Raw genomic sequence first — 26051 nt, 5'->3', positions numbered from 1 at the left:
CCGCTACGGCCGCCGCGGCGCTCACAGATGCCCTGTCACCCTGCTCCCGGAACCCATCCATGCCGAGTAGAAACCTTAAGTAATCGCAACTTCTTGTCGCCTGCCGCTTAATCTACGAAAAGAACTGAGCTATGCTCAACACTGATAGACCTTATAATTCATTATTCATGACGTGAATAACCGAAAATTGGACCACAACCTGCTCGTCGTATTCGACGCCGTTTACCGTCTCGCCAACCTGAGCCGGGCCGGCATCGAACTGGGCCTGTCGCAGCCGGCGGTGAGCAACGCCCTCAACCGACTGCGCGCCGCGTACGGCGACCCGCTATTCGTCAAGACCTCGCAGGGCATGCTGCCGACGCCCTTCGCGCGCACCATCGCACCCGCCATCCGCGAGGCCCTCCAGCTCGTCGAGGAGACGCTGGAGTCCAACCGCAAGTTCGATCCCCTCACCTCCGACAAGCTGTTCGTGGTGGCCATGACCGACTACGGCAGCGCGACCCTGCTGCCCGCCCTGTTGAGCGAACTCGCCGGGATTGCGCCCAAGGTCGCCATTAAGGTTTTGCGCCTGGACGAGAAGCGGGTTCTGAAGAAACTAGAGGCGAACGAGGTCGACCTGGCCTTCAGCAGCCAGGTGGAAGCGGGGGCGGATTTCTACGAGAAGGTGCTGTTCAAGGACGAGTTCGTGTGCCTGGTCGCGAAAGATCACCCGGAGATCGTCGAGGGCATCACGCTGGCACAGTTCGTCGGATACGACCACGTGCTGTACACACCACAAGAAGGCAACATCGGCGTGGTCGACCGGGCCTTGGCCAAGCGCCGCCTCGCCAGCCACACGCGCTTGTACGCCCCGCATGCACTCGCCATCCCTCTGGTGCTGAACGGCAGCGACCTGATGGTCACCCTACCGGAGCGTCTGGCCCGAGCGTTTCAGTCCGCCTGGGAGTTCCGCGCGTTCAAGCCGCCGCTGGAGGTGCCCGGATTCGAGATGAAAATGGTTTGGCACCGCGTAAACCACGGCGACGCCGCCAGCAATTGGTTACGCGAGTTATGCACGCGCCTGTTCCAGGTCAGGGAGGCCGAACCGAACTAGCAGGCGATCACCGCGTCAACGGCCATTTCCCACACGGCCGCGCCCCACTGTGAAACCCACGCGCCCGCAAGCGCGGCTGGCGGGCCGGGACATGCGCTTACCCTACCTCGATTTATCGAACCCATCCGGGGCGTGCACGGGGCCGGCCCTCGCCCAACGTTCCGTGCCCCGCGCTGAGGACGCCGCCCTACCCGCCGCCCGCCGCGTGCGCCGCAGCCGTGCGCGCCGCTGCGTGCTGGTCCGGCTGCTGCCCCATGTACGCGAGGATCTGCTCCTGCGTCAGCCGGCGCACCGCCTCCGTGCTTGGGTTGCGCTGCATGTAGTAGCCCCGATACCACGCGACCGTCTCGGCGACGCATTCCTCGAAGCTCCAGCGCGGGCGCCAGCCCAGCATGTGAACGGCCTTGTCGATGGTCAGGTTGAGCTTGCCGGCCTCGTGCTCCGCGTGCGCCTCGTGCAGGTTTTCCCATTCCCCCGGCCAGTGCTTGAGAATCTCCTCTACCAGCTCGCCGACGGTGCGGTTGGAGGCCAGCAGCGGCCCGAAGTTGAAGGCCGAGCAAAGCTCCCGCAGACGCTCCTCGTCCCCTTGCGCGCGGGCGTGTGCGATCTCCGCACCGAGTTGTAGGTAACCGCCGAGCAGGTCCAGTACGTGCTGCCAGGGCCGGGTCGAACGGGGGTTGCGCACGCGGATCGGTTGGTCGTGCGCCAGGCTGCGCACGGCGTCCGGCACGATGCGATTCTCGGACCAGTCGCCGCCGCCGATCACATTGCCCCCGCGCACGCTGGCAACGGCCACGCGGGAGCCACCCTGCGCGGCCGGGCGTTCGAAAAAGCTGCGCCGGTAGGCGGAGATGACGATTTCCGCACAGGCCTTGCTCGCGCTGTAGAGATCGTGGCCGCCCAGCCGATCGTTTTCGCGGTAGGCGTGGACCCACTCCTCGTTCTCGTACACCTTGTCCGTCGTGATCATGATGACCACGCAGTCGCGTTCCGCGCGGCGCACGGCTTCGAGCACGTTGAGGCTACCGCCGAGGTTCGTCTCCACGGTGTAGTGGGGCTCCTTGAACGAGCGCCGCACGATAGGCTGCGCCGCCAAGTGGAAGATGAACTGCGGCTGGTGCTCATCGATCACCGCCTGCAGAGCGTCCAGGGAACGCACGTCGCCGCGCACATCCGCCGCGACACGCTCGCCGAGCCCCAGCGCGGTGAAGTGCGAAGGGGTCGAAGGGATATCCAGCGAGTAGCCCACGACACGCGCGCCGAGCAGGGTGAGCCACTCACTGAGCCACGAGCCCTTGAAGCCTGTGTGCCCTGTTACGAGGACGGTCTTCCCCCGGTACGCGTCACTGACGTTCATTGTCGATCTCCTTATCAAGCGTTGGCCCCGAGATACACTCGGGGCGCCGGGCATGCCGTCCTCGCGCTGGGCCGCCGCGCGCCGCGCCCCTCCAGACGCACAACCTGCCGACAACGGGAAATACTTGCCCCGCCTCGTTCCCTGGGAACGCGAGGCAAATGCATCGCTGGCAAGCAGTAAATGATTGAGCGCCTAATACTTCCGCCGCTCGTTTTCTCACGTGCGTGGTCCTCTGGGGACTCCGCCCTGGGCGCCTACCGTGCCTTTATGGCTTGCCGTTTATTTAGTCGGGCCGGCGCGACCGGTCAACTCCGGCGAGCACCTACCGCATACAGTGTAGGAGGTAAAGTGGCCGCTCCCACCGTGGCGCGTCCGCGGGGCGTGCCGCCAGCGGGCGCCACGTCCCAACCGACAGCGCGCTGCCGACGGCGCCGCTTGAGCACACGCGCCTCGGACGCGGCTGCCCCGCACGCCCTGAGCATCCGGCTAGCGGGCTCCCCCGCCTCGCCGTTGATAACGAACCAGTGAGGAAGCCCTGTTGTGCGCTGTACAGGGCTCAGGACATAAGGAGGGACCGACTCATACTTCCCTTTAGAACTTACCGACGATATTGACGAACACGCCTTGCGAGTCGTAGGACAGGTTGGTCAGGTCGTCCGAGAAGTCGGTGAAGTTGTAACCCGCCCCCAGCTTCACGTGGCGACCGAGGTGCCGGTAGATGCCCAGCAGCGCCCCGCTGCGCCGGTCCCCGGCATCCGGCAGATCGAGGATGCGCCACTCCGCGAGGGCGTCCCACTGACGGATGAAGTGCCAATCCACGCGCAGGATGTACAAGTGCGCGTTGCTGTCGAAGAACTCCGGATTCTCGCGGTCTTGGCTGACCTGGCCCAGGCGATAGGCGTACTTGCCGCCCACGGTCCAGCGGGCGGTGAGGTCATACAGCACGTCCGCCGCGAGGATGTGACTCTTCTGGATGAAGGCCGCGGGCGTATTGCTCAGCGTCACCTGGTCCGCGGTTGGCAGGTTGTAGAAGTAGGTGTACTTGAACAGCGCGTTCAAGCGGTCGTGGTTGACCGGCCGGTACGCATAGCCGAGCACCGCCTCGGTATAGCGCCCGTCGTAGAACTCGCCCTGCGAGCTCTCGCTCTCGGAGTGGTTCAGCTTGCCGAGCAGCCGCCAATCGGGCGAGAACTGATAGCGCAGGCTGTTCTTCGTCAGCCAGGTGGTGCGCTTGACGAAGCTGGTATCGGGGTTCTCGATCTCGTCCACGCGGTACTCGAAGGCGCTCGCCACCTTCAAGGCGTCGAACCCGTAGCCGACACGCGCGCCGAAGGCCTGCCGGCGCAACTCGGCGCTGGTCTGCGGGTCCTTCAGGGTGCCCACGTCCACATTGGCCCCGAAGTTCCAGCGATCCGTGGGTGCGAGATCCACGCCCGTGGAGTGCATCAGCCCGGTGGGCACGTCGCCGTGCGTATAGCGCTCCTCGACGTACACGCTCGCGCTGTCCGAGTAGCGGGTCTTGAAACCGGAGGTGAGGTTGCCCCGGCGGGCGCGCAGACCGTTGTCGGTGCGCTCGTTCTCGAGCGCGTAGGTCAAATAAAGGTTGGTGCGGTCGGTCCACAGGAAGTCGGTGCCGAGCTGCCCGGCCGCGCCGAGGTCGCCGCCGGAGACCTCGCCGCGCATACGGAAGCGGTCGCTGAACCGATAGGCGCCGCCGGTACCGAGGCGCCCGTTGCGATCACGGTTGCCGGTGGTATTCAGGGTGTCCTGCGCAAAGCCGTAGGCGCTCCAGCGCTCGTGTGAATCGTAGGCGGCGCGCACCACCGCATCGGTGCGCTCGCCTTCCTCCTGGGTCAAGGGGACAACCGGCGAGCGGTCGGTGCGCTTGTCGTGCCGCACGCCGCTACTCAGCGTCCAGCGCTCGGTGAGCAGGTAGTCGACATCCACCTCCACCGCCTGGGTATTCAGCCCCATCTGCTGCCTGCGCTTGTCGGCCTTGACCCGTAGGCCCACCTGCTCGGTGACCGGCATGCTCAACGCGCCGCCGTGCTGATCGGTGTCGGTGGCGGCGCGCACGCTGGGCGAGGAGTAGCCGGCGTCCACGCTTTGGTGGTACAGGGTCAGCTTGCCGTCCACGTCCTGGAACACATCGCGCAGGCCGACGCTGGCGTCCAAGCGATAGGCGCTGCCACGCAGATCCTGACCCTGCGGCCCGAACACCGGGTCGAAGCCGAAGCCGCCGTCGATCGACTGCACGGCGGTGACGTCGCCGCCCGTGCTCTCCGAGGCCTCGATGCGCAGCCAGGAATCGGTGTTCTTGCGCAGCGTGAGGTCGATAGCCCCCAGGCTGCTCTCGGCGTCGTCCTCTTCGTTACGGTTGCCCGTCACGCCGAGCTTGACGTGGTCGTTGAACCAGTAGTGCAGGCGCCCACCGGCGGCCAGCGTGTCGAGCTTCTCGAAGCCGGGCGCGTATTCGTAGCGCGCCACCAGGAACACCGGGTTGCCGCTGCCGGTCCCGCTGTCCACCAGCAGGTCGTCGCTCGCGGTGGGCGACAAGGGTTCGGTCAGCATCACCCGCCCTTGCAGGTGGTCCACGTCGTAGTCCAGACCGGGCAGCAGATTCTTCACCGCCAGCACGATGCCCGAGTCCTTGTCGCGCACCTCCACCCGCAGGCGCTCGGAGCCGATTAGAATGTCGCGGTGGCGCAGGAAGTACAGCGAGCCGCCCGTGCCGCGGAACTCGTCGCGCGCGGCCACGGTGCCGGGTTCGGCCGCGAAGCCGTCGAACATCAGCCGCTCTTCGCCGAAGCTGGTGGTGTCCTGGGTGCGGTAATGCAGATTCGCGCCGTACAGGCTGCGATCCACGTGCGCGAGGCTGTTGCCGAGATACCCGACCTTGAAGCTGCCCCACAAGGCGTGGTTCTGGTCGCGCTCGAGCCGCGCGTAGAACTTGCCCATGGTCGGCGCGTCCTCGGTCACCGTGCCGTCGTCGCCGAAGGTCGGATAGTAGTAATCCGGGTCGATGCGCCGAAACAGCGCATCCGGCGACTTGTCCATGAAGTTGCTGAAGATGTCCTCGACCGGCCCTTCGCGCGTATCGGCGCTCGCGGTCAGGCGCCAGCGATCGCCGAACTTGCCCTTGGTATAGAACGCGAGGCGCCCGTCCACCGCCAGGTCATCGTCGTACTGCGCGTCGCCGAGCAGGCGCGCCGGGCCGCGGGTATCGTGCGCCGACACGGTGAGATCGGCGATACCGACGTAGAACCAGTCGCTCTTCTTGAGCTCCAGGTCGCGCAGGAACAACTCGCCGTTGCCCGCTTGGTCGAGCACGGCCACCTCCACCGTATGCATCCCGGCGGGCAGTATCTCCTCGGTCACGAACGCGCGATCCTCGCTGAGCGGCAATGCCCGCCCGGCCACCCACACGGAGTGCCCGCTCGGGATGTCCGCCCCCACCACGCGGATGGTGCCGCCGTTCAAGGGAATGTTCCGCACCGCGAGACGGCTCTCGCCGTAGCCGACCAGCACCTCGCGCTGGGGATCGTAGGCCTCGGGCTCGTCGGCCAGCGCCTCGACGACCCACAGCGGCTGCGGCTGCGTCTCGTCGAAGTTGCCATCGGCGTCATACACCCGCACCAGGTACTGAAGGTCCAGGCCCGCGGCACCCACGCGGTCGAACTCGGCCTCCCATTCGCCGCGCCCATCCGCATCCAGGGGCACGACCGCGAGCGGCTCGGCGCGCGTGGAGTCCTCGGCGCGGAAAATGCGCACCTCCGACTCAGCGATAAAACTCGCGTAGTTGGTGTAGCGCCGGAACTGCACCAGGTTCTCGGGATACTCGGTATCGGCGTCATCGCGGTAGCGCAGCGTGCTCGGCCAGGCCGTCACGTTGAGCCGCGGCGAGAACGCCAGGTTGTCGAACTTGAACGCGATGTTGGCCGCGTCCAGGGCGACGTCGGTACAGCGCTGCACGTCGGCGATGCTCTTGTTCGGATCGCTGAGCGGCTTGCCGTCCACGGTGATGCGCATGGAATTCAGCGCGAACGGGTTCTTGGGCGCCACCGCGCGCGTCAAGCGGGTGATGTCCATGGCGTCGGCGTCATCGAGCGCCGCCAGTTCGTCATAGACCACCTGCACTTCCACCCGCGCAAGCTCCGCCTCGACGAAGCCCGCGTTGACCACGTCCTCGGTCTGCACGTAGCCGCGGCCCTCGGTCTCCGCCCGCTCGGGCGGCAGCCCAAGGTGTGCCGTCGCCTGCTGCATCATGCGTGTGGCGCGCGCCGCCGACAGGCCGATGTCATCGCCGTACACCATCGCCACGCGGCGATCCAGCCGTTCGTTGTTGGTGTAGCCAATGAAGCGCAGGCGCGGGTTGGCCTTGTGGCGCACCTCTTCGAGCAGTCGGCCGAGGCGATCGAAGTAGCCCGGCGGCACCTGCGCGCGTCCGCCGTCGAAATAGATCGGCCGGATCGCCCCGCTCGGCGGGTCGTACACCACGGTCACCGTCTCGGCGGCGGCCGACTCCGGACACAGCTGCGGCTCGTCGGGCAGTTCCGCCAACGGGTCGTCGTGCCAGAACTCGACCTCGACGCGACGGTTGAGCGACCGCCCCTGCTCGGTTTCGTTCGAAGCGAGGGGCGCGGTCGCGCCTCGACCGTCGCTGTCCACGGCGGCGGTCGGCAGGCCGAGCGCGTCCTGCACCGCGAGGGCGACGCGTCGGGCGCGGGCGCTGGAGAGTCCCTCGTGCGTACCATAGATGCGGGCGGTGCGCCCGGTCAGCGGAATGTCATCGGTGTAACCGATAAACTTCACCACCACGTTCTGCTTGTCCCGCAGGTTGTGCAGCGCCTCGCGCAGCTGCTCGAGGTATTGCGGCGGGATCTCGCCGGCGTCCGCGTCGTAACGCAGCGGCGGCAGGAGGTTCCTGATGCGCGCGCGCTTGGCATGCCCCTCCTTGTACTTGAGCATGCACACCGTTTCCACGCGACAGACCGGCACACGCGTGAGCTCGCGCGCCACCACCACCTCGCGCTCGGCGAGCACCTCGCTCACCTCGTCGTACCAGACCTCGACCTCCACTCGGCGGTTCTGCGCACGCCCGGCCTCGGTATCGTTGCTCGCCACCGGCTGGGCCTCGCCGACGCCCTCGTAGGAGATCGACTCAGGCGGCAGGCTGAGCGCCCGCTGGAAGTACTCGGCGGTGGTGCCGGCACGCTCGCGCGACAGCCCCAGGTTGTCGCCGTACTGCTCCTCCAGCGCGCCGCGCAACGGCACGTTGTCGCTGTGGCCGACGAAGTGCAGCCGAACGTTCACGCGGTGCTTCATCTGATCCAGGGCCGCGCGCAACAGCTCGACGTAGCCATCGGGGATCTCCGCCTGTCCCGAGGCAAAGCGAATGGGCGGCACGACATTCTGCAGCTTGCGCGTCTCGACCGCGCGCTCCAGTACCTGCTGATTCTCGATGCGATCGCCATACGAGTCCTCGTACAGCGCGGGGTCCTGGAGCCAGGGCGTCGAGCGCTCGTCAGGGTCGACCTGCCGCTCGGTCACCTCGCCGAGTGGCGCGGGCTCCACCATGCCCCACCGTGCAGCGCTACTCTCCGCGTGCGCAGGCCACACGAGGAGCAGCGAGAGCAAGGGTAACCAAGCGCGCCGCGAGGCACGCGCGCGGGCACAGCGACGCGCGACGCGGCTACCCGCGGCGACGGTTTCCTGCTTTCTATGCCTGACATCTAGCGTCATCGTGTGGGTTCTTTTGTCGTTCTTTCTTTACGGGCCCGCGGCCGCTCCCCCCTGGAGCCGCCGAATCCGCTAGCGTCCCGGTGGCGCGCCGCGCCGCCAGAAGGTTTCCGTCTCCACCGCGAGCGGGTAGCAGCACTCCAGCTCCTGCCAGCGCGCGGTGAGTTCCCGCTTGAGGGTGGCCAGGCGCCGCTTCACCAGCGCCGGCTGCTCCACGTCCGCCAGGTACGAGACCCGCACCACCGACGGCGACTTGCGCAGTTCGTCCAGCAGCAGGTCCATGCTCGGGCGCCACTGCACGCGCATCTCGGTGGAGCCCGGTTCGAACACGGCGTCGGAGACGTCGATGCGGACCACGCGGTGCAGCGTGGCGCCGAAGTTGAAGCGCATCATCTTGCCGCGCGTGGCGCGCTGCACCCGCGGATTCTCGGTGGTCACGCGATAGCCGCTCGGCAGGCTGCGATCGTCGAGCTTGAGGATGAAGTTGCTGCCGCGCGTCTCGTTGGGCGTCAGCGCGCAGGTGATATGGAAGCGACCGTGTTCGTCGGTTTCCGCGATCAAGCCGCGCGCGGTCACCACGCGCACGCCCGCCAGCCCCTTCTCGCCCGGGTTCTGCACCCCGTCGAGGTTGGCGTCGTCGAACACCTTGCCGATCACGTCGGTGCAGTCGAAGGTCGGATCGGGCACCACGCGCACGGTGGCGGTGGCCTCGCCCGAGGCGCTCTCGCCGGTCCGCGTGTTGACCACGCGCGCCCGGTTCACGTGCTCGCCCTCGGGCACGGCGGCGCCCACGATGAACAGCATCTGAATCGTGTGCTGCGCCTCCGGCGCGAGGTCGAGGTCGCTCCAGATCAGGCGCAGGCCGTCCATGGTCGGCTCCACCGGCTGACCATCGACGCGACTCGAGCCCTCCACGTATTTGAAGCCCGGCGGGAAGGTGTCGACGATGCTGAGGTCGGCGAGACTGACACCCAAGGTGTTGCGCAGCGTGATGGTATAGGGCACGTGATGCCCGCGGCTGACGTTGACCAGCGACGCGCTCTTGGCGATGGTCACCGCGGTGTCGAGCTCGGGGTCGACCGCGATGTGGTTGTTGAAGGCCTGGCTCTCGCCCGGGACCTGCCCGTCGCTCAGGCGCAAGTGCACGTGGTGCGTGGTACCCGCCGTGCGCGCGGCGATACTCAGGGCCGGGGCGTACTCCGAGCTCTGCACCTCGCAGTGATCGGGCGTGGCGCTGACGGCGTCGTCCGCGCTACCCAGACAGCTCGCCAGTGAGAACGCGGCGGTGCTCTCATCGCTGGTCGGCGGGATGATGCGCGACGGCCAGGCGGTGTAACCGCTCGGCGGCGGGGTCACGCGCAGGGTGTAGTCCCCGCCCGCCGGACAGGCCGGGTCGCTGAAGTTGATGTCGAACTTGTAGTAGCCCTGCGCGGGTGTGCGCTGGCCCTGCTGCGCCGGGTCGTCGAAGCAGGCCGCCGGCAGCGGCGCCCCGCCGCGCAGCATCGTCACCGTGGCGCCCGCGATCGGCGTGCGCATGACCGAGTCGTAGATCACGCCGTTGGGGGTGATCGGCAGGTTCAGGTTCTGGGTGTTGCTGCCGGAGCCGACCACGATGTCGGTGATGCGGTGCAGCCCGTCGGTGAACGGCGAGTGGGTCTCGCCGAGCAGCGCGGTGTTGGGCCCCGCCCCCGGCGCGCGAAAACGCAGCTCATAGGGGCTGCCGGCGTCGTTGGGGGCCAGCCCGTTCACGCGGTAGGCGCCGTCGGCGTCGGTGGTGACGCTGCCGAGCAGCTGATTGTTGCGGTACACCTCGACGCGCCAGTCGGCCAGCGCGCGCTCCTGGTCGTCGGCCACGGCGTCGAAGTTGGCATCGTGCCACACGCGACCGTTCAGGCTCGCCGCGCCGGGGACGCCGCCCACCTCGATCGAGACACTCGCGGTGGCGGTCTGCACCGGCGAGTTCCACGCCACCTCGGCGATATTGGTCACCGTCTCGCCCTCGGCGAGGCCGGCGTCGAGCTGCGCGCGGAAGCGCAGCACCGTCGAGGCGCCCGGTGCGAGCGGCCCGTAGGTCGCGCCGTAGTCGCCGGTCAGCACCGGCGCGGCGTAGCTCACGCCCGCGGTCAATCCGTCCAGCGTGGCCGATCCCGCCACATAGCTGAGCTGCCCCGGCACGGGCGCGTTCAGGTCGTCGGTAATGACCACGTCGTGGGCCGGTACGCTGCCGATGTTAGTGGCGCGGACCACGTACTCGAGGGTGGCGCCCGGCAGCGCGGCGCCCCCGAGCACGAACACCTCTTTGGTGATGGCCAGCTGCTGGGCGTCGCCCACCACGATCTCGGTGGGCTGATGGCCGTTGGCGGCGTTGCCGTCGGCGTCGGTGGGCTCGTCCAGTTGTTCTTTCGAGCGCACCAGGCCCTGGTTGCTGATGACCGTGCCGGTGGGCACGCCCGCGTTCACCTGCACGTCGAAGGTCACCACCGCGACGCCGCCGGCCGAAATCGTTCCCTGCCCCGCGCCCGGCAGCGGCGGGGTGAGATCCGACGAACTCACCGGAATACCGGCCACCAGTGGCGAGACGCCGCCGTCCGGCTGGCCGACCGGCAGGCCGTTGAGCCGTACCGAGTCCGGCACGTAGCTCGTGTTGGCCGGCACCGCGTCGATGAACACGACCTCGGTGGCGTGCGCGGCCCCGCGGTTGGAGATCGCGATGGTGTAGCGCAGCACATCACCCGGATCCACGATGCCCGGCGAGCCGTCGTCGACCAGGAGCTCGACCGTTTTGTGTGCGGCGAGCAGCGGCACGTTGCCCACCACGTCGCGCGTGGGGTCGTCGAGCACCGGGGTGTTCGGGTCGTCGGACGGCTTCTGCGGCACGGGGCCACTGCCGGCGCCGTCGCCGGTGACGAAGCCCTGGTTGGCGATCACCGTGCCGTCGAACACATCCGCATCGATGATCACGTCGAAGGTGATGGTCGCGACGTAGGTGCCGGTCGCCTCGGGGTCGGCCGGCATCACGCCCTGGCGCGGATCGGCCGGCGTGTGGATCGCGATGCCGTCCTGCAGCGGCAGCACGCCGCCACTGGCGTCCGGCACGGGCTGCCCGTTCAGGGTGGTGCTGTTCGGGACATAGCGGGTGTAGGCCGGCAGCTGATCGCGCAGCACAGCGTTCAGCGCGTCCTCGTCGCCGATGTTCTGCACCGTGATCGTGTAGCGCAGCGGATCGCCCGCGCGCAGTTGGGCCGGGTCGTCGGAGATGTCCTGCGAGGTCTTCCAGACTTCGAACACGGGCGCCGAGTTGATTACCGTGCGCGTGGGAGCCTCGTCGCCCGCGACCGCCGGATCATCGGTGAGTGCAAGGCGCTCGCCGAAGGCGATCACTTCGCCCTGATTGAGGACCACGGTGCCGCTGGTGATCACCGGTGCCAGCGTGACCTCGAACACCACGGTCACGCTGTCGCCGGCGCCGCCCTGCGGATCCAGACGCAGGCCGCGCACATCCAGCAGGCCCGTGCCGTGCGCGCCGCCATGCGGATCGGTGGCGGCGGTATCCGCACCCGCCGGCACGCTGACCAGGGTGAGACTCCCCGCCACGAAGACCGGCGGATCGTTGAGGTGATCGACCTCGTCGCGCAGCGCAAAGCTCGCGAGCGCGACCGGGCTCGTGTTCTGCAGGTGAATGCTGTAGCGCAGCGTATCGCCGGGGCGGGCGTTACTGCCGGGATCCTGTCCGGTGCTCACGTTGACCACGGACTTCTGCACCACCAGCGTGGGCGCCACCACCGGCACCGTCGTGCTCGCCTCGGCGTAATAGTCGTTCCAGACCGGCTCGCCGCTGCCCGTGCGTTCGTGCTCCGACTCGCCCGGCAGGCTGGTCCAGCGCGCCACGGCGGTATTGCTCAACTCATCCCCGAAGGCCACGTCGTCCGGCACCCGCACGTCGTAGGTGACCGTGACCGTGTCGCCTGCGGCGATGTCGCGCGGCGCCCAGGTGAGGGTTTGAGCGCCGGTCGCGTCATCCACCGTCACCACGGGTTCCACCGTCGCGCCGTCGATCTGCGCGCCGCCGAGGTAGACCAGGCCGGGGCTCAGGGTGTCGACCAGCACCAGGTCGCGCGCGTCGGTGTAGCCCTCGCCGCTGCGCGCGGTCAGCGCCACCGTGTAGCTGAGCACGTCGCCGGCCGTGGCCGGAGCGTCCGGCGCGACGACCTTGCTGATATCGACTCGCGGCTCGACGATCTCCAGGATCGCGGGTGCGCTGCTGCCGCCCGTCATGGTCGTCCCGTCCACCACATGGGTGTACGCGGCGTAGTTCGTCACCGGCCCCGCCTCGGCGTCGGCAGTGTTGGCCACGCGGACGGTCAGCTCGATCTCGGCTTGCTGGCCGCTGGGGATGAAGGGGATAAGCCAGCTCACCGCCTGGCCATCGGTGGCCGCATCGATGGGGAGCACCGTCCCGTTCAGCGACACCACGGCGTTCACGTAGGCGAAGGCGGGGGCGAGCACGTCGGTGACGACCACGTCGTTCAGTGCGCCGTTGACCGGCTCGCCCGGCACCGTGAGGGTGAACTCGACCAGCTCGCCGATGGTGGCCTCGCCGCCTGCCGGCGCCGTCAGAACCTTGCTCGGCCCCACCGCGTCGAAGGCGTTGCTCATCCACACCTCGGCCGGTCCAACCGCAAGGTACGGTTGGCCGGTACCGCCGGGAAGCGACCCGTATTCCTCGACGGCGGCGCGGTTATGCCAGAGCTGATTCGCGGGCGTGTCGTGGTGGAACCCGATTTGGTAATCCACCGAGACGCACGCTCCGACGGAAACTGGCGTGTCGAGCTCGATGCGCATCTCGCCGCCGCGACCGGCGGGCGGGCTATAGGTGTAGGCGTCGGGCGCCAAGGCGCTGCCGCCGATGCTGACCAGCGGCGCGCTGAGGCTGGTCTCGTCGAGTTCGCGCGCGAGCCGATCGGTCAGCACCACGCCGTAGGCCGGCGCGAGGCCGTCGTTGCACGCTTCCAGCTGGAATCGAACGGTGTCGTTGACGATGTCCGTGATGAGGTAGGGGTCGTGCTGCGTGCCGGTACCGCTGCGGCCGGCGCCGTCCAAATCGATCTTGCTAATGGCACCAATGAGCGGCTGCAAGAGCGTCAGCTCGGCACTGTCGCGCATGCGCGATTCGTCGAACGGCATCGGCTCGCCGTTGGGCGCGTGGTAGGACACCGTCGCGATATTGGTGAGGGTCGACTGCGCGAGGTGGACAAGGCCCACCTCCTCCACCACGCGTGCGGTGTACCCGATTACCAACAGGTCGATCGGCGTCCCGTCGCCACTCGGACGATTGACGATGTCGCCGAACTCCCAGCGCAGCGTGCCGGTCGCGCCGGGCGCCGGCTGCGACGTCAGGGTGTATTCGAACACCGTGCCGCTTGGCGAGCCAATGGCGTCCACGCTCACCAGTTCCATGCCCGCCGGCAGGACGTCTTCGACGGCGACGCCGTAGAGCGTGCCCTCCTGCACCGCGAGACCCAACTCATAGGTCACCGTGTCACCGATGCGCACGGTGGCATCGTCGGCCGTGCTGCCGTCGCTGTCCCAGCTGTCCGCGGCGATAGTCTTGCTGAGGCTGACGCTGTCGGCGACCGTCAGGCTGGTACTCGCCGTGGTGCAGTAATCGTTGAGCCCCGCCGGACAGTCCGCGCCGGTCCGTTCGTGCGGGCTCGGCCCCTTCAGGCTGGTCCAGTAGCCGGTCACGTCATTGCTCAGCAACTGACCCGGCGCCACGCTGTCGAGCACGCGGACTTGGTACGTGAGCACAAGCTGCCCGCCGGCAGGAATGTCGATGTTGCTTTGCGCACTCCAGCTCAGGGTCTGCGCCGCGCTCACGCCGTCGCCGCCGATGAGATCGGGGTCCGGCGCCGAGAAACCGCCGATGGTCGTGCTGCCCGGCTCGTAGCGCAGGCCGAGGCTAAGCACGTCCTCGATAGCGAGGTCGAAGGCCGCCGAGTGGTCTTGCCCGCCCGCGGCGTCGAAGGTCAGGGTGTAGGTGAGCAGGTCGCCGGCCAGGGGCGCGCTCTGCGGCGCCACCGTCTTGTCGACCGTAAGGGCCGGTTCGACAATGCGTAGCGCGGCGGACGGGCTGCTGCCGCCGCTGATGCGCGATCCGTCTTCGACATAGGTATACGAAGCAACGTTATCGACAATGACACCGGCACGGACTTCATCGAGATTGCGCACGCGCACGCTCACCTCGATCTCCACCTGCTGGCCGGCGGGAATGGTCCCCACGTCCCAGCTCAACGTCTGACCGCTCTGCCCGGTATCGACCGAGAGGATTAGCCCATCGCGCCGCACCGTCGCGCTCAGGAACGCCAACGCCGGATCCAGGGTATCGGCGACCACCACATCGTACAGGTGCACGTTGCGCGGACTGCCCGGCACGGTGATCACATAACTCACCTCCTCGCCGATGGTCGCCGTACTCGGCTGCACCGATTTGAGCGGGGGCGTCGGCGGCATGGGCTCGTAAATCAAGACCCGTGTGGGATCCTCGTCGCCCTCGATGGCGGGGTTCGCCTGTCCGTTGATGGTGGGATCGTCGCTGACCGCGACCGGTACGTCGCCCACCCACAGAGCGGCCTGGTTGAACACCTCATCGCCGTCGTTGAGGCTCGAAACCAGTTGTACCTCGAACTGAATCTGCAGTTCGCTCCATGCCTCCAGATTCAGATTGCGGATATCGAGCACCCCGCTGCCCGGATCGCTATGGTCGGTCGCGCCCGCGGGCAACGCGCCCACGGATAGCGTGCCCGGCTCGAAGGCGCGCGGTGCATTCAGGGCATCGATCTCGTCGAAGAAGCGCGCGTTGTACAGCCCTTCGTCGGTGGTCTGCAGCCGCAAGGTGTAACGCAGCCGATCGCCCGCGACGGCCATCGACGGCGGTGCCTCGCCGCGGGTGAGGTTTTCGACCGTTTTCTCGAAGAATTGCCCCGACAACGCCACCATGACCTCGTGGGCGTCCTGACAATCGGCGATCCCCACTGTGCCGTCGGTAATCTCGCAGCTGAACGCATGACGTGCATCGGCCGTGCCGCCGGCATTGAACCATTGCGCCGCGCCGGCCACGTTGGTGAGCATCGCGCCGTTCTCGCTATCGGCGTCGAGCTTGGTCCGATAGGACACGAGCAGGTGCTCGTTGGGGCCAATGGGCCCTCCGGCGTCGAGCAGAGTCAGGCTGAGCTCGCAGGTCGCGGTGTTGTACGTGCGCGTATAGTCGGTGCCGAGGCTGAGCGGCGCGCCCGCCAGCGTCACCCCCGTCACTTCCGGCACCATGTCGCACATGCCTCCGTGGAACTCATTCGACGACCCGCTGGGCAGACGGTCGATGAGCGTCACGTTCCAGGCGTCCCCTGTGCCGTCGTTCCATACGTCAACGGCAAACTCGCCCCACTCGCCGAGATTGAGCCCGCCAAGCACGTCCGGCCCGTCCTTGCTGACGACCAGATTGGGGGCGACGATCGTCATCGGATCGGTGACGCCCCACTCGCCCGGCAGTGGGTCGTAGAAATCTCCTTCGATCAAACGACCGAACCACCACTTGGCCGTATTCACGAACGTCGTGCCCGGCACGTTGTTCGGCGTGTCGTCGAGCACCACGGTCATCTCGACCACGATCTGATCGCCCGCGTAGATGAGCGGGAATGGCTTATAGGAGAGATTCTTCGGCGTCCACACGCCGCCGAACGCGCTCGGATCGTCTTCCGGCACCAGCGTGACGGGCGTGCCGCTGCCCTTGTAGTAGGCATTGATGCCTACGTAAGTAAGATCGGCGCCCGTGGCGGTGAGATCGTCCCACAGCGTGACGGTGTGCAGGTCGTTGGCCGACGGATCGCCCTCGGGCCAGTTCATCGATGGCAACGTCAGCGTGTACGTGAACGGGACGCCGATGGAGGCGGTGTTCTGCCCTTCCGGATTCTCCTTGGCGATCGTCTCCACCGGGATGAACAGCGACTGGCAATCCTCCCGGATGCGGTGCGAGGAAGAGTTCGAGAACCAGATCCGATGGTCAATATTGGCGCACGCCATATTGCCGTCGTACGTGACGTTGTCAAAAATGATCAGATAGATCGAATCATCGTTCGTCTGAAAGTTGATGGTCGCCGTCAGCGGATTGGGTGGCTGAAAGTTCTGGAGGGTGCAATCCCGATCGATGGTGATCTGGGTCAAGTTACCGACGACATTCCCGTCGATGATGCCGCCTTCATAATCGGAGCAGAACTTGTCCGCTGCGAACGCGGGCGCGGCGGCGAGGTAAAGCAGCGCAAGCGCGAGCCAGTGCAGCCACGCGCGCGCGCGCAGCGTCGCCGCTGCGCGGCAGGTCGCAAGGCGCTCGAGATCTCGACGCATCGCGCGCATGCCTCTCATACCGCCCGTCCCATACCCGCACCCGCACACACGTCGCCGACGCGCGCAACACGCGCGAAACGCTCGGACGGAAGGCGAGAGGGCGAACTGCAGAGGGGCGTCGAGGACAAGTTGTTATTCTCGTTTTATAGTTATTGGCGCGTTGATGTTACTGACAAGCCCATCCCAAAACCGTGAACAAGCACGCAGCTACACATCAACGACGCCTTGGCTCGAATCAAGAAAATCTCGGTAAAAAAATAAAAAAGATCCGAAACGGATGACCGGCGACGGTAAACGCCGCTGCGTTCCATTCAAATGCCGCCAGTTCTCCGGCGCGCGAAGCCGGAGCACTGGCGGCGCCTGCCTAACGCGCCGGCAACAGATCGATCGGGAACACGATCGTCACCGTCGGCACGCCTTCCTTCGGCCCGAAGTTGAATCGGCGCACGCGGTCGAGGATCTGATCCACCAGATCCTGCGACGCGAGATCGGTCGAATCGACCCTCGCCATCGACACCTCGCCATCGGGTTCGATCGTAATACGCAGCACAATGCGGCCCTGGAGGGTGGGGTTCTGCCGTAACGCCACGTTGTAGATGCGGTACAAGGTTGCCTGGTAACGGTCGAAGACGATCTGAATCTCTTCATCCGTACGGGAAGGTCCCGGTCCATCGCTGAGCGGACGCTCCCCGGCATCGCCCGTGCCGGTGCCAATCGCACTGTCGACGCGCGAGAACGCGACCCCTTCCATACCGCCCCGGGTGCCGCCCACATCGCGGCTCAAGGCGGCGGTATCGATACCCCCGCTACCGGTGCGAGCGGCCGAGGTGACGATCGCCCGCTGGGTCTGACCGCCCTGCGCCTTCTGGCCGGCGTCGCTGACGCGCGCATCCACCCCGAGGCGCGCCTCCGGCGCGTTCTCGATCAAGTCGGCGAAGCTGTTCTTGAAGGCCAGCACGCCCGCGCTTTCGGCAGTCCGACGCGCCTCTTGCCGCTCGGCCGGGCTCGGCGGGGGTTCGGGCTGCGCCACGGCCTGCTCCCTTTCCACCTCGCGCTCGGGTTCGGGCTTACGCTCCTCCTCGCGCGGCGGCGGGGGGGGCGGCGGCTCCGGCTGCTTGACCAGACGCGCCAGACGTTCCGGCACTTCGACAACCTGGCTGGGATCGGGCTGCGGCAGCGTCCAGTAGTGCGTCGTGAGACCGAACACCAAACTGACCAGCAAGGACGCGAGCAGCGCCTTTCTGAACCGCCGCTCGTCCTCACCCTGCTTCGACCACGGCATGACCGTGGGGCGGTAGGGCAGCGGGGTGATCTCGCGCTCGACCACGAACTCGTCGAGGCGCCGCTGTTCTCTCTCCTGGAGTTCGGCCAACTCGAACTGCAAGCCGTCGAGCTTCCATAGCTCACCGTGTATGGCCTGCTCCAGCGCCTGCTTGTTCTCCTCGGTGGCGCCGATGCGCCGATGGAAGGCCGCGACCTGCTGCTGTGCCCTTTCGATGACCGTCGCACCGTGGGCGGCGTCCTCACCCCAAAACAGCTGGCCGGCGTCCAGTGCTTCAAGGCGCTCAAGAGACGCGCAGATGCCCGCGAGGAGGTCGTATCTTTCCCGCTCACCGCCCGACTGACCGAGCTTCTCCTCGATCTCGCGCAGCTCCTGCTGCATGTTGCGGACGGTGTTCTCCGCGTCGGCAATGCGCGCGTGGAGTACTTGTTGTTCTTCGGAGATCGCTGTCGTCACGTGGTCCGCCTAGCTTTGCGAAGCTTTCTGAATCACGGCCAGGGAGATGCGCGTATACCCCGCGCTGGTACTGGTCGACATCAGCCTACGCAGCACCTTGAAGGGGATCTCCCGGTCGGCGAGGATCGTCACCTCCTGGCTCTCCGCCACGGCCGCCGTGTGGATGCCGATGGCGCTCTCCTGAATGCGTTTCAGCCGGTCGATGATCGCCTGGATGTCGCCCTCCGCCTCTTCGACCTCGGCGGTGGTAATGACCGGCTCACCCTGCACCAGCACCTCGTGGGCGCTCACCAGGATGATCACCGTCTGGCGCGGCTTGGCCTCGACGACGGAATCCGGCAGCACGATCTCCTTGGGCGGCTCGAGCAACTCGGTGGCGGATTGGTTCACCAGCAGGAAGAACACCAGAATGGTGAACACATCCATCAGCGAGGTCAGGTTGAGTGCATTCCCCTTGGCCCGCTTCTTTGCGCGGGCCATGCGATGCATGCGGCGGGTATCCTTCATGGGGCATCCCCTATGGAAATCTCCGGGAACAGGACGAGGGTCCGCACCTCTTCCTCCCCTTCGATCCGGACTTCTGCGACCTTGACCGCATCCATTACGTGGATCATGTCCTCGTAAGCGATGTCCGGCTCCAGGAGCACCGTCGCATCCTCCTTCTCCTCGTAGCGCTCCTTGAGCTTGATGAGAAACTCGGAAAGCTTCGGCAGGTCGTAACCGTCGTCGCGTTTAGGAATCGAGAGCACCACGCTTTTCCCATCCCCGACTTCCAGCGCCCGCTCACGCACGATCACCTCGATCGTCACCAGCGGCTTGTCCACCTGACTGCCGCCGGCCGCCTCGGGCATGTTCAACTCCTGGATCGTGATGCGAGAGAACACCGCGGTCACCAGCAGGAACGGGATCAACACCACCATCAGGTTAAGGAAGGTGGTAACGTCCAGTTCGGGCGCCTCTTTTTTTCGCCTGTAGTGGTGTTTGCGTCGCATGATCAGCTCGCGGGCGCCGGCACCGGATCCATGTCGTCATCCGGCGTCGCGCTCTTCACGTCGTGCACACGCGGCGTGCTGCCGGTGATCGCGTTGAGCGCCTTGACCGACGCCATCTCCAGACTGTCGACGATCTCGCCCGTGCGCGAGTTCAGGTACGCGTGCGTGATCAACAGCGGGATGGCCACCATGAGACCGAACGCGGTGGTATTCATGGCCACCGAAATACTCGCCGACAAGAGGTCCGCCTTCTCGGCCGGGTTGGCATTGGCCACCGCGCTGAAGGCTTCGATCAGGCCCATGATGGTTCCCAGCAGGCCCAGCAGGGTCGCGATGCTGGCGAATAGGGCCACGTAGGCCGTGCGCTTCTCGAGCTGCGGGATGATCTCCATCATGCCCTCCTCCATCGCGATCTCGATATCCTCGCGACGCCGCACCGCGCCCTGGCGCGCAAGGCCGAGCTGCAGCAGCTGACCGACCGTGGAGCTATCCTTCTCGGTCATCGCTCTCGCCGCGGAGAAATCGCCCTTGACCAGCACGGGCTGCATCCGCTCCCAAAGGCTGCGGTTCGCGGCGCGTACGCGCATAAGGGTGATGAAACGCTCGGTCGCAATCGCGCCACCGACCGCGCCCACGATCAAAATGGGGTACATGAACTTGCCCCCGTCCTGAATGAATCCCACCACTGTGTCGATAAAACCCATCACTTAGTCCTCATCGTTCAGGTGCTTCACGTTGAGCCTCAGAGCCCATCGCGGCTGCTGATCTCGTAAAATTCCAACTGGCGCATGAAGACCTCCTTGTCCACGGGGTCCGTTCCGTCATCCATCAGGTTGGCGGAGAGCCCCTGCTCGCCGCCCATCTCCGAGCTCTTCCACGGCACGATGTAGAGCGACTTCGGGGCTTCGTCATTGCCGATCAGAGAAATACCCGACAACTCCTTCGCCTCCTCTTCGCCCACCGCGAGGCCCGCGCCCAGCAGGCCGACGATTAAGCACAGCGCACGTGCGTACATGGCTTCACTCCCCTACTCGACGCTTCAGGTCGACCACCCAAAGCTTGACGGTTTCATCCCCGGGCACCGCTTTCGCATACGCCTGGTAGTGCTCCAGCGCGCAGCGCGCGTCGTTCAGGTAAAGGTCACAGAGAATGCCCAGATTCCTGCGCGCCGGATGGAAGTCCGGATACGCCGCGAGCGCGGTTTGGTAGTGACGCCGCGCCTCGTCGAAACGCCCCTGCTTACGCAACAGCACGCCGTACTCGTTGTTGGCCACGGGATGCTCCGGCTCGAGCGCCAGCGCCTTCTGGAAGCTCTCTTCGGCCGCCTGGTGCTTATCGAGGCGCAGATAGGCCATGGCGAGGTTGACGTGCGGCGCCGCCGCGCTCGGCGCGCGCTCGGCCACGCTCTCCAAGCGTGCGATGCCTTGCGTGTAACGCTCGGCTTCCAGCAGCTGCACGGCGACGACAAACTCCGCCTGCGCGGCGGGATCGATCGGCGCATCCCCGGCGGCCCGGGACGCCGCCGGCTGCGCGGGGCCGCCGGCTGCGCAGCCCGCCAGCAGAACGCTCCCGCCGAGGAGGCATGCGGCGATCGCCGCGTGTGCCCAGTGGTGCCACGCCAGCGGCACGTCGACTGACAAACCCCTTTGCGCACCGAATGTCGAAGCCATCAGCTCGCGCCCCTCCCTTGCCCATCCGCCTCGGCATGCGAGGCGCCGTCCTCGGCCTCCACCGCTTCCGCCGCGTCCTCCTCGACATCGGCGCCATAACGGAACGGCCCCAAGCTCGCCACGAACCCGCTGCTCTCTTCGGGTTTCGCGTAGCGCACCGGCACCAGTACCGCGAGCTTGCCCAGGCTGCGATCGATCCACGCGTTGTAGATCCCGATGCCCATCAGCTCCAGATTCTTTTCGTGCACCTCGATGGCCTTGTCCTCGAACGGGAAGGCCTGTTCCTCGATCGCCAACTCGAACTCCTCGAGTTCCAGTGCGCTGAGGTTGGCGGGGCGCTCCGAATCGATCAGCGCGCGCGCGAAGCCGTAGTAGACCTCGGCCATATAGAAGGTCGCCGCCGCAGTCACCTCGCCGACTTCGTAATGCGTGAGATCTGCAAAACCGTTCAGCGCGGCGCGCATGGCCTGCTGCTTGTCCTGCAGGTGCTTCTCGAACGGATGCACGAGACGAATGGCCGCGAAGCGCTCATACAACGGCTCGGCCAACACCAGCGCCGACGTGGCGCCGAGGTAACGCGTGCGGTCGGTGCGCTCGGCGCCCGCCCCGGCGTCCGCGGTCACGATGGCGCGCAACTGCTCCAGGTAGGGCGCCTGCTCGTTGTTGTCCTTGTGGAGCGTGGCGATCTTGAAGCGGGTCTCCAGCGCGAGCTCCAGCGGCCGCGGGAAGAAGTCCACGTACCGCCGGTAGACCCGCAGCGCACTGCGGTCGTCGCCCGCCTCCTCGTACAGGTCAGCCGCGACCAGCAAGGCGCCGCGACGGATCTCGTCGTCGTCCGTTTCGCGCTCCACGCGCTCGTACTCGGCGGCGGCGGACGCGAGTTGTCCCGCCTCGCGGTACACATGCGCCAGTTTGTTGGTCACGTCGGGCTGCAGCTCGTGACCCGGGTAGCGCTCGCGGAAGTCCACCAGCACGCTGGCGGCCGCGCTCCAATCCTCCAGTCTGATCAGCGCCACCGAGGCGTCGTACTCGGCGCCGGCGCGGAACTTGGACGTGGGCGCCGCGCGGCCGATGCGCAGGAAATGGTTGGCGGCCGTACGGTAGTCCCCGAGCACGTTGGCCTGCTCGCCCTGCTTGTAGATCGAGGCCGCCAGGTTGTCGATGAAGCCGGGCCGCGAATCGTCGGCGAGATCGGTGCGGCGCAATACCTGCGCATAGGCCTGCTCGGCATCCTCATAGGCGCCCATGTCGAAGGAGGCGTGCGCCACCACGATCCAGGCCGAGCGCAGCAGGGCCGGCGTGGTGCTGGGATAGCTCGCGATCAACTTGCGCCCCGCGTTAGCCGCGCCCTCGAAGTCCTTCAATTCGTATAAATCGTCCGCGGCCGCCCCGAGGACGGTCGGCGCCTGCTCGTGACGCGGGAAGGTGTCCACGAACTTCAGCGAGCTGCGGATCAATTCGCGCTTGGCCAAACCGAGGCGCGCCGGAGGAACCACCTCAACCTGCTGCTGATAGGCATACACCGCCGCATAGCCGGCCGCCGGCGCCTGCGCGTGGAGCGGATAGTCATACGCGGTGCGCTCGAACTCCCGCGCCGCCTCGCCGAAGGCGCCATGCTCCAGTTGCAGTTCGGCCAGCTGGTAGTTGATCGCCGGCGCCTCGTCCCCCTCGGGGAAGGAGCCCAGGAACTCGCGGTACCACAGCAAAGCCTCGGCGTAGTTCTCGGGCTGGTCGTCCGCGAAACGCTCATCCTGGTACAACGCGTGGTAGTGGTTGGCCAAGTCCTTGAGGTTGCCCTTCAGGTACGCGACGACTTCCGGGCGAGCGGCGAGGTCGAAGTGGCGCCAGTAGTTCGCGCGCACGCCATAGACCTGCGCGAACTCCTTCTTCTCCGCCAGCACGAGGCGCGGGAAGTTGCCGTGCTCGTAGATCTCCACCACGCGCATGTGGAAGTGCGGCGACTTGCGGTGCAGCGGGTAGAGCCCGACGAAGGTCTTGTACGCACCGGCGGCATCGCTGAAGCGGCGCTTCGAGAGGTAATACTCGCCGAGACTGCTATAGACCCCGTCCTCATAGGAGCGCGCGCCGTGACGCTTGAAGTAGTCGCGTACCGCCTCCGGGCCGCCGATGTTCGAGAAGCTGAGACTGATCACCCGGTAGGTGTCGTCGACGCGCGTCTTCTCGGTCGTGTTCTCGGTCTGTTCGAAGTCGTAGCCGACCGAGACTTTGTAATCGAGCACGCCGACGAAGCGGTGCAGGGCATCCTCGTAGAGGTCCTGCTTGTAGAACACCCACCCGAGCTTGTAGAGCGCCATCTCGTAATAGGCCGAACTCACGCCCTGGCGCACGACCGACTGATACGCATCCTCGGCGTCCAGGTACCGGTTACGCGTGTAGAAGTACTCACCGCGCCGGAACTGCACCTCATCCAGATAGCGCGAACGCGGGTACTCCTCGACGATGCGCGTCATGATGTCCATGGCCGTCTCGACCTCGCCGATCTCGGCGTGGGCGCGCGACATTTGATACAGCACCTGGTCGTTGCGCTCGTACAGGGGATACTTGTCCAGCAGGTCCTGGTAGAGCGCGATCGCGTCGCGCGCGGCGGCGTTCTCCAGGTCCCCATCGAGGCCTTCGGGCAGCGGTGCGTCGCCTTCCGGTCCGGTGGTCGCAATGAGATCGGAGGCGGTCGCGCGGTCCTCGAACGCCTGCTCGCTCTCGGTCATCGCCGCCGCGACACCACTGGGCGATGCGCGCTCCGGCGCCGGCCCGACGCGCGCCGCCCGCTCCGGCGCCGGCGCGGCGGCGCGCGCCGCCGCACTCGCCCCCGTACCTGCGCCGGTACCCGCACCCCCGGCGTGCGCGAAACCGTACTCTGCCTCGATCTTCAGGTCGGCGAGCCGGCGGATGGCCTCCGGCGTCATCGCCGACTCGGGCGTCTCCTCCAGAAAGCGCTGGTAGCTGGCCATCGCCCTTTCCAGCCCGCCCTCGATCGCCTCTTCCTTGATCTCGAACTTCACGTCGCGCAGTTGCGCAAGCGTATCGCCGCCACTGGACACCGCGCAGGAGGCCAGCGCCGGCGTGAGCAGGATGAGGAGGCGGAGCCGCTTCATCAGTGCGCCGCCTCGGCGGGAGTGGGCGCCGACTCATCGGCAGGCTCCGCCGGCTGCGCACTCACCCCGTGCGCCTCCACCGCCCGCTCGGCCTCCACGCGGATGGCCCGGTCGTAGCTGTCGGCCATGGCGAAGCGCGCATTCACCTGGAACTCTTCGAGACGCGCACGGCGGCGTTCGAGTTCGTGTATGGCCATCGCTTCCAGCATGTGGCCCTGACGCGCGATCAGCACCTGCACGCGTGCGTCGGCCTCACGCACCCGCATGCGCAACTGGCTGATGGTGCCTTCGTAGCCTTGATAGCTCTGCGTGGCGGCCTGACGCGTACGCACGAACGAGGTGTACTGGCGTTTAAGGTCGGCCACCACGCCGTCGAGCGCGCGCAGGTTGGTGTGAGCCTCCGTCAGGCGCTGGTCGTACTCGGTGTGGATACGCCAGTGCATGACGCCCTTCAGGCGACGGATTCGGTGCAGCGTCGCCGGATCGCCACCCGCGCGTAGGGCGCGTTGTTCGAGCGCGTGCAACTCCTCGCCGATCACCCGCTCGGCGGCCGTGGCGAGCAGCTCGGGCCGCGGCGCGATCAACATCGCCTGCAGGCGTGACTCGAGTCGATCGCGCTGTTCCATACGCAGGCGCATGCGCGAATCGAGCCGCCGAAAGTCGTAATCGATCGCGGGCAGCACGGGCTCGTAATAGCGCCGCCGCGCATCGATAAGGTCTTCATACGCGTCCAAACTCTGTGCCCACACCGCGATCCGCTTGGCCAGCGCGTCGAGATCCAGGTAGTTCTTTAGCGAGGACTGGAAATCGTGCGAGGCCATCAGCTCCATCAAGTAATACGTCTCGGGCGTCTCCGGCAGGCTGCGCAATTTAAGCATCCAGTTGCTGTCCTGCTTGATCTCCTCGCGCACCATGGCTTCCAGGAACTTTCCTTCCCGAATGCTCGTGATGGAACGCTCCAGCTTGTCGAGCTCCGTGCCGAACGCATCCAGCGCGCGACCGTAGCCGAGCGCGGCGTTGCCGTAAACGCCCAAGCGACCGTACGCGTACGGCACGGCAAGCAAGGCTTCCTGCACATGCTCGTCGGTGACGTTGCGCTGCGCGAGGATGGTCCAGGGCACCAGCGCGCGCTCGAAACGCTCGCCCGCCGCATCCGCCCAGCCGGAACCGAGCAGGGCCTTGTTCGAAAACGGACCGCTCATGCGCACGCGGTCGAAGTACTGTTTCGCTTCCTCGGGCTGGTCGGCATCGAGCAGCCGACTGCCGAGCACCAGATTGGCCTTGTCCCGGATGGCCAAGGTCTCCGCGCGGGCGCCGCGCACTTGGCCTGCCCGGTCTAGCGCCCGAAAGCCGGCGCTCTCCTTACCATCGCGCAGCAGCGCGACGCCGTGGTTGTAGCCGGCAAACCCGGTGTAGCCCGGGGACTCCTGCAGGGACTCCAGAATCCCCGCCGCCGCACCGAAGCGCCCGGTAGCCATATGTACCTGGGCGCGAAGAAAGGCCAGGTCATCGCGGATCCGCTCCGGCACCTGACCTTGGATGCGCGACAGCGCGTGCAGTGCGTTGACCGGCTGGGCCTTCTGGAAATGGATACGCGCGAGGCGGTAGGCGGCCTCGTTGCGCACCTCGTCGGGCACATTGGCCTCGAGCACCGCCTCGATGGCGCGCCCGGCGCGATGGTGCATGCGGTAGGAAAGCTCGAAATCGCCCACCGAGAATTCGGCGTGGCCGACATGCGCGTGGAAGCTGTCGAGTTCGGGCTCGTCCACGCCGTAGTGCTGCCCGAGTTCGGCGTCGAGCCGCGCGATGGCATCGAAGTAGTCGCCCTGCTGGGCGTAGTACAAGGCCTCGCCGAAGTAGAGATCCCGCAGCTCGCCGAACGGGGCATCGGCGGCGAGCGAGGCGCTCGCAAACCCGGCGCCGACCAGCCACAGGAGTGGGCGGAGCATGAA

Annotated in this window: 12 protein-coding genes; 1 reads left to right on the top strand and 11 read right to left on the bottom strand. The window is 66.7% G+C overall.

The annotated features are described in order from the left end of the window. The first annotated feature begins 172 nt into the window (after positions 1 to 172). Positions 173 to 1093, top strand: a complete 921-nt coding sequence (locus HUS23_12825) for a LysR family transcriptional regulator (GenBank protein QKT04627.1) — start codon at positions 173 to 175, stop codon at positions 1091 to 1093. A gap of 187 nt (positions 1094 to 1280) precedes the next feature. Here HUS23_12825 and rfbG read toward each other — a convergent pair whose 3' ends face one another. The 11 genes from rfbG to HUS23_12770 all read right to left on the bottom strand — a co-directional run bounded on the left by rfbG (position 1281) and on the right by HUS23_12770 (position 26048). Then, on the bottom strand, positions 1281 to 2450 hold the full coding sequence (gene rfbG, locus HUS23_12820) for a CDP-glucose 4,6-dehydratase (GenBank protein ID QKT04626.1): 1170 nt from the start codon (positions 2448 to 2450) through the stop codon (positions 1281 to 1283). A 591-nt stretch (positions 2451 to 3041) separates the two neighbouring features. Then, on the bottom strand, positions 3042 to 8192 hold the full coding sequence (locus HUS23_12815; protein ID QKT04625.1) for an OmpA family protein: 5151 nt from the start codon (positions 8190 to 8192) through the stop codon (positions 3042 to 3044). Positions 8193 to 8261: 69 nt separating this feature from the next. Then, positions 8262 to 16586, bottom strand: coding sequence for a DUF11 domain-containing protein (locus HUS23_12810; GenBank protein ID QKT04624.1), 8325 nt, complete (start codon positions 16584 to 16586; stop codon positions 8262 to 8264). Positions 16587 to 16950: 364 nt separating this feature from the next. Next, a complete protein-coding gene (locus tag HUS23_12805; GenBank protein QKT05085.1) occupies positions 16951 to 18249 on the bottom strand; it encodes an AgmX/PglI C-terminal domain-containing protein in 1299 nt (432 codons plus the stop codon). Between the two features lie 84 nt (positions 18250 to 18333). Then, on the bottom strand, positions 18334 to 18813 hold the full coding sequence (locus tag HUS23_12800) for a biopolymer transporter ExbD (protein QKT05084.1): 480 nt from the start codon (positions 18811 to 18813) through the stop codon (positions 18334 to 18336). Positions 18814 to 18827: 14 nt separating this feature from the next. Continuing rightward, positions 18828 to 19316 carry a biopolymer transporter ExbD gene (locus HUS23_12795; GenBank protein ID QKT04623.1) on the bottom strand — a complete coding sequence of 163 codons (489 nt, stop codon included), beginning with the start codon at positions 19314 to 19316 and terminating at the stop codon, positions 18828 to 18830. 2 nt (positions 19317 to 19318) lie between these two features. After that, on the bottom strand, positions 19319 to 20020 hold the full coding sequence (locus HUS23_12790) for a MotA/TolQ/ExbB proton channel family protein (protein QKT04622.1): 702 nt from the start codon (positions 20018 to 20020) through the stop codon (positions 19319 to 19321). 38 nt (positions 20021 to 20058) lie between these two features. Continuing rightward, complete coding sequence (locus tag HUS23_12785) at positions 20059 to 20331, bottom strand: hypothetical protein (GenBank protein ID QKT04621.1); 273 nt, start codon at positions 20329 to 20331, stop codon at positions 20059 to 20061. Between the two features lie 4 nt (positions 20332 to 20335). Continuing rightward, on the bottom strand, positions 20336 to 20986 hold the full coding sequence (locus HUS23_12780) for a tetratricopeptide repeat protein (GenBank protein ID QKT04620.1): 651 nt from the start codon (positions 20984 to 20986) through the stop codon (positions 20336 to 20338). Beyond that, positions 20986 to 24099: a tetratricopeptide repeat protein gene (locus tag HUS23_12775; GenBank protein ID QKT04619.1), complete on the bottom strand. Its 3114-nt coding sequence runs from the start codon at positions 24097 to 24099 to the stop codon at positions 20986 to 20988. Before HUS23_12775 ends, HUS23_12780 begins: the two co-directional genes overlap by 1 nt. Then, positions 24099 to 26048: a hypothetical protein gene (locus tag HUS23_12770; protein QKT04618.1), complete on the bottom strand. Its 1950-nt coding sequence runs from the start codon at positions 26046 to 26048 to the stop codon at positions 24099 to 24101. Before HUS23_12770 ends, HUS23_12775 begins: the two co-directional genes overlap by 1 nt. Positions 26049 to 26051: the final 3 nt, after the last annotated feature.

The sequence above is a fragment of the Ectothiorhodospiraceae bacterium 2226 genome (assembly GCA_013348725.1).
GTDB lineage: Bacteria > Pseudomonadota > Gammaproteobacteria.
This window is presented reverse-complemented; position numbering and strand designations above follow the sequence as displayed.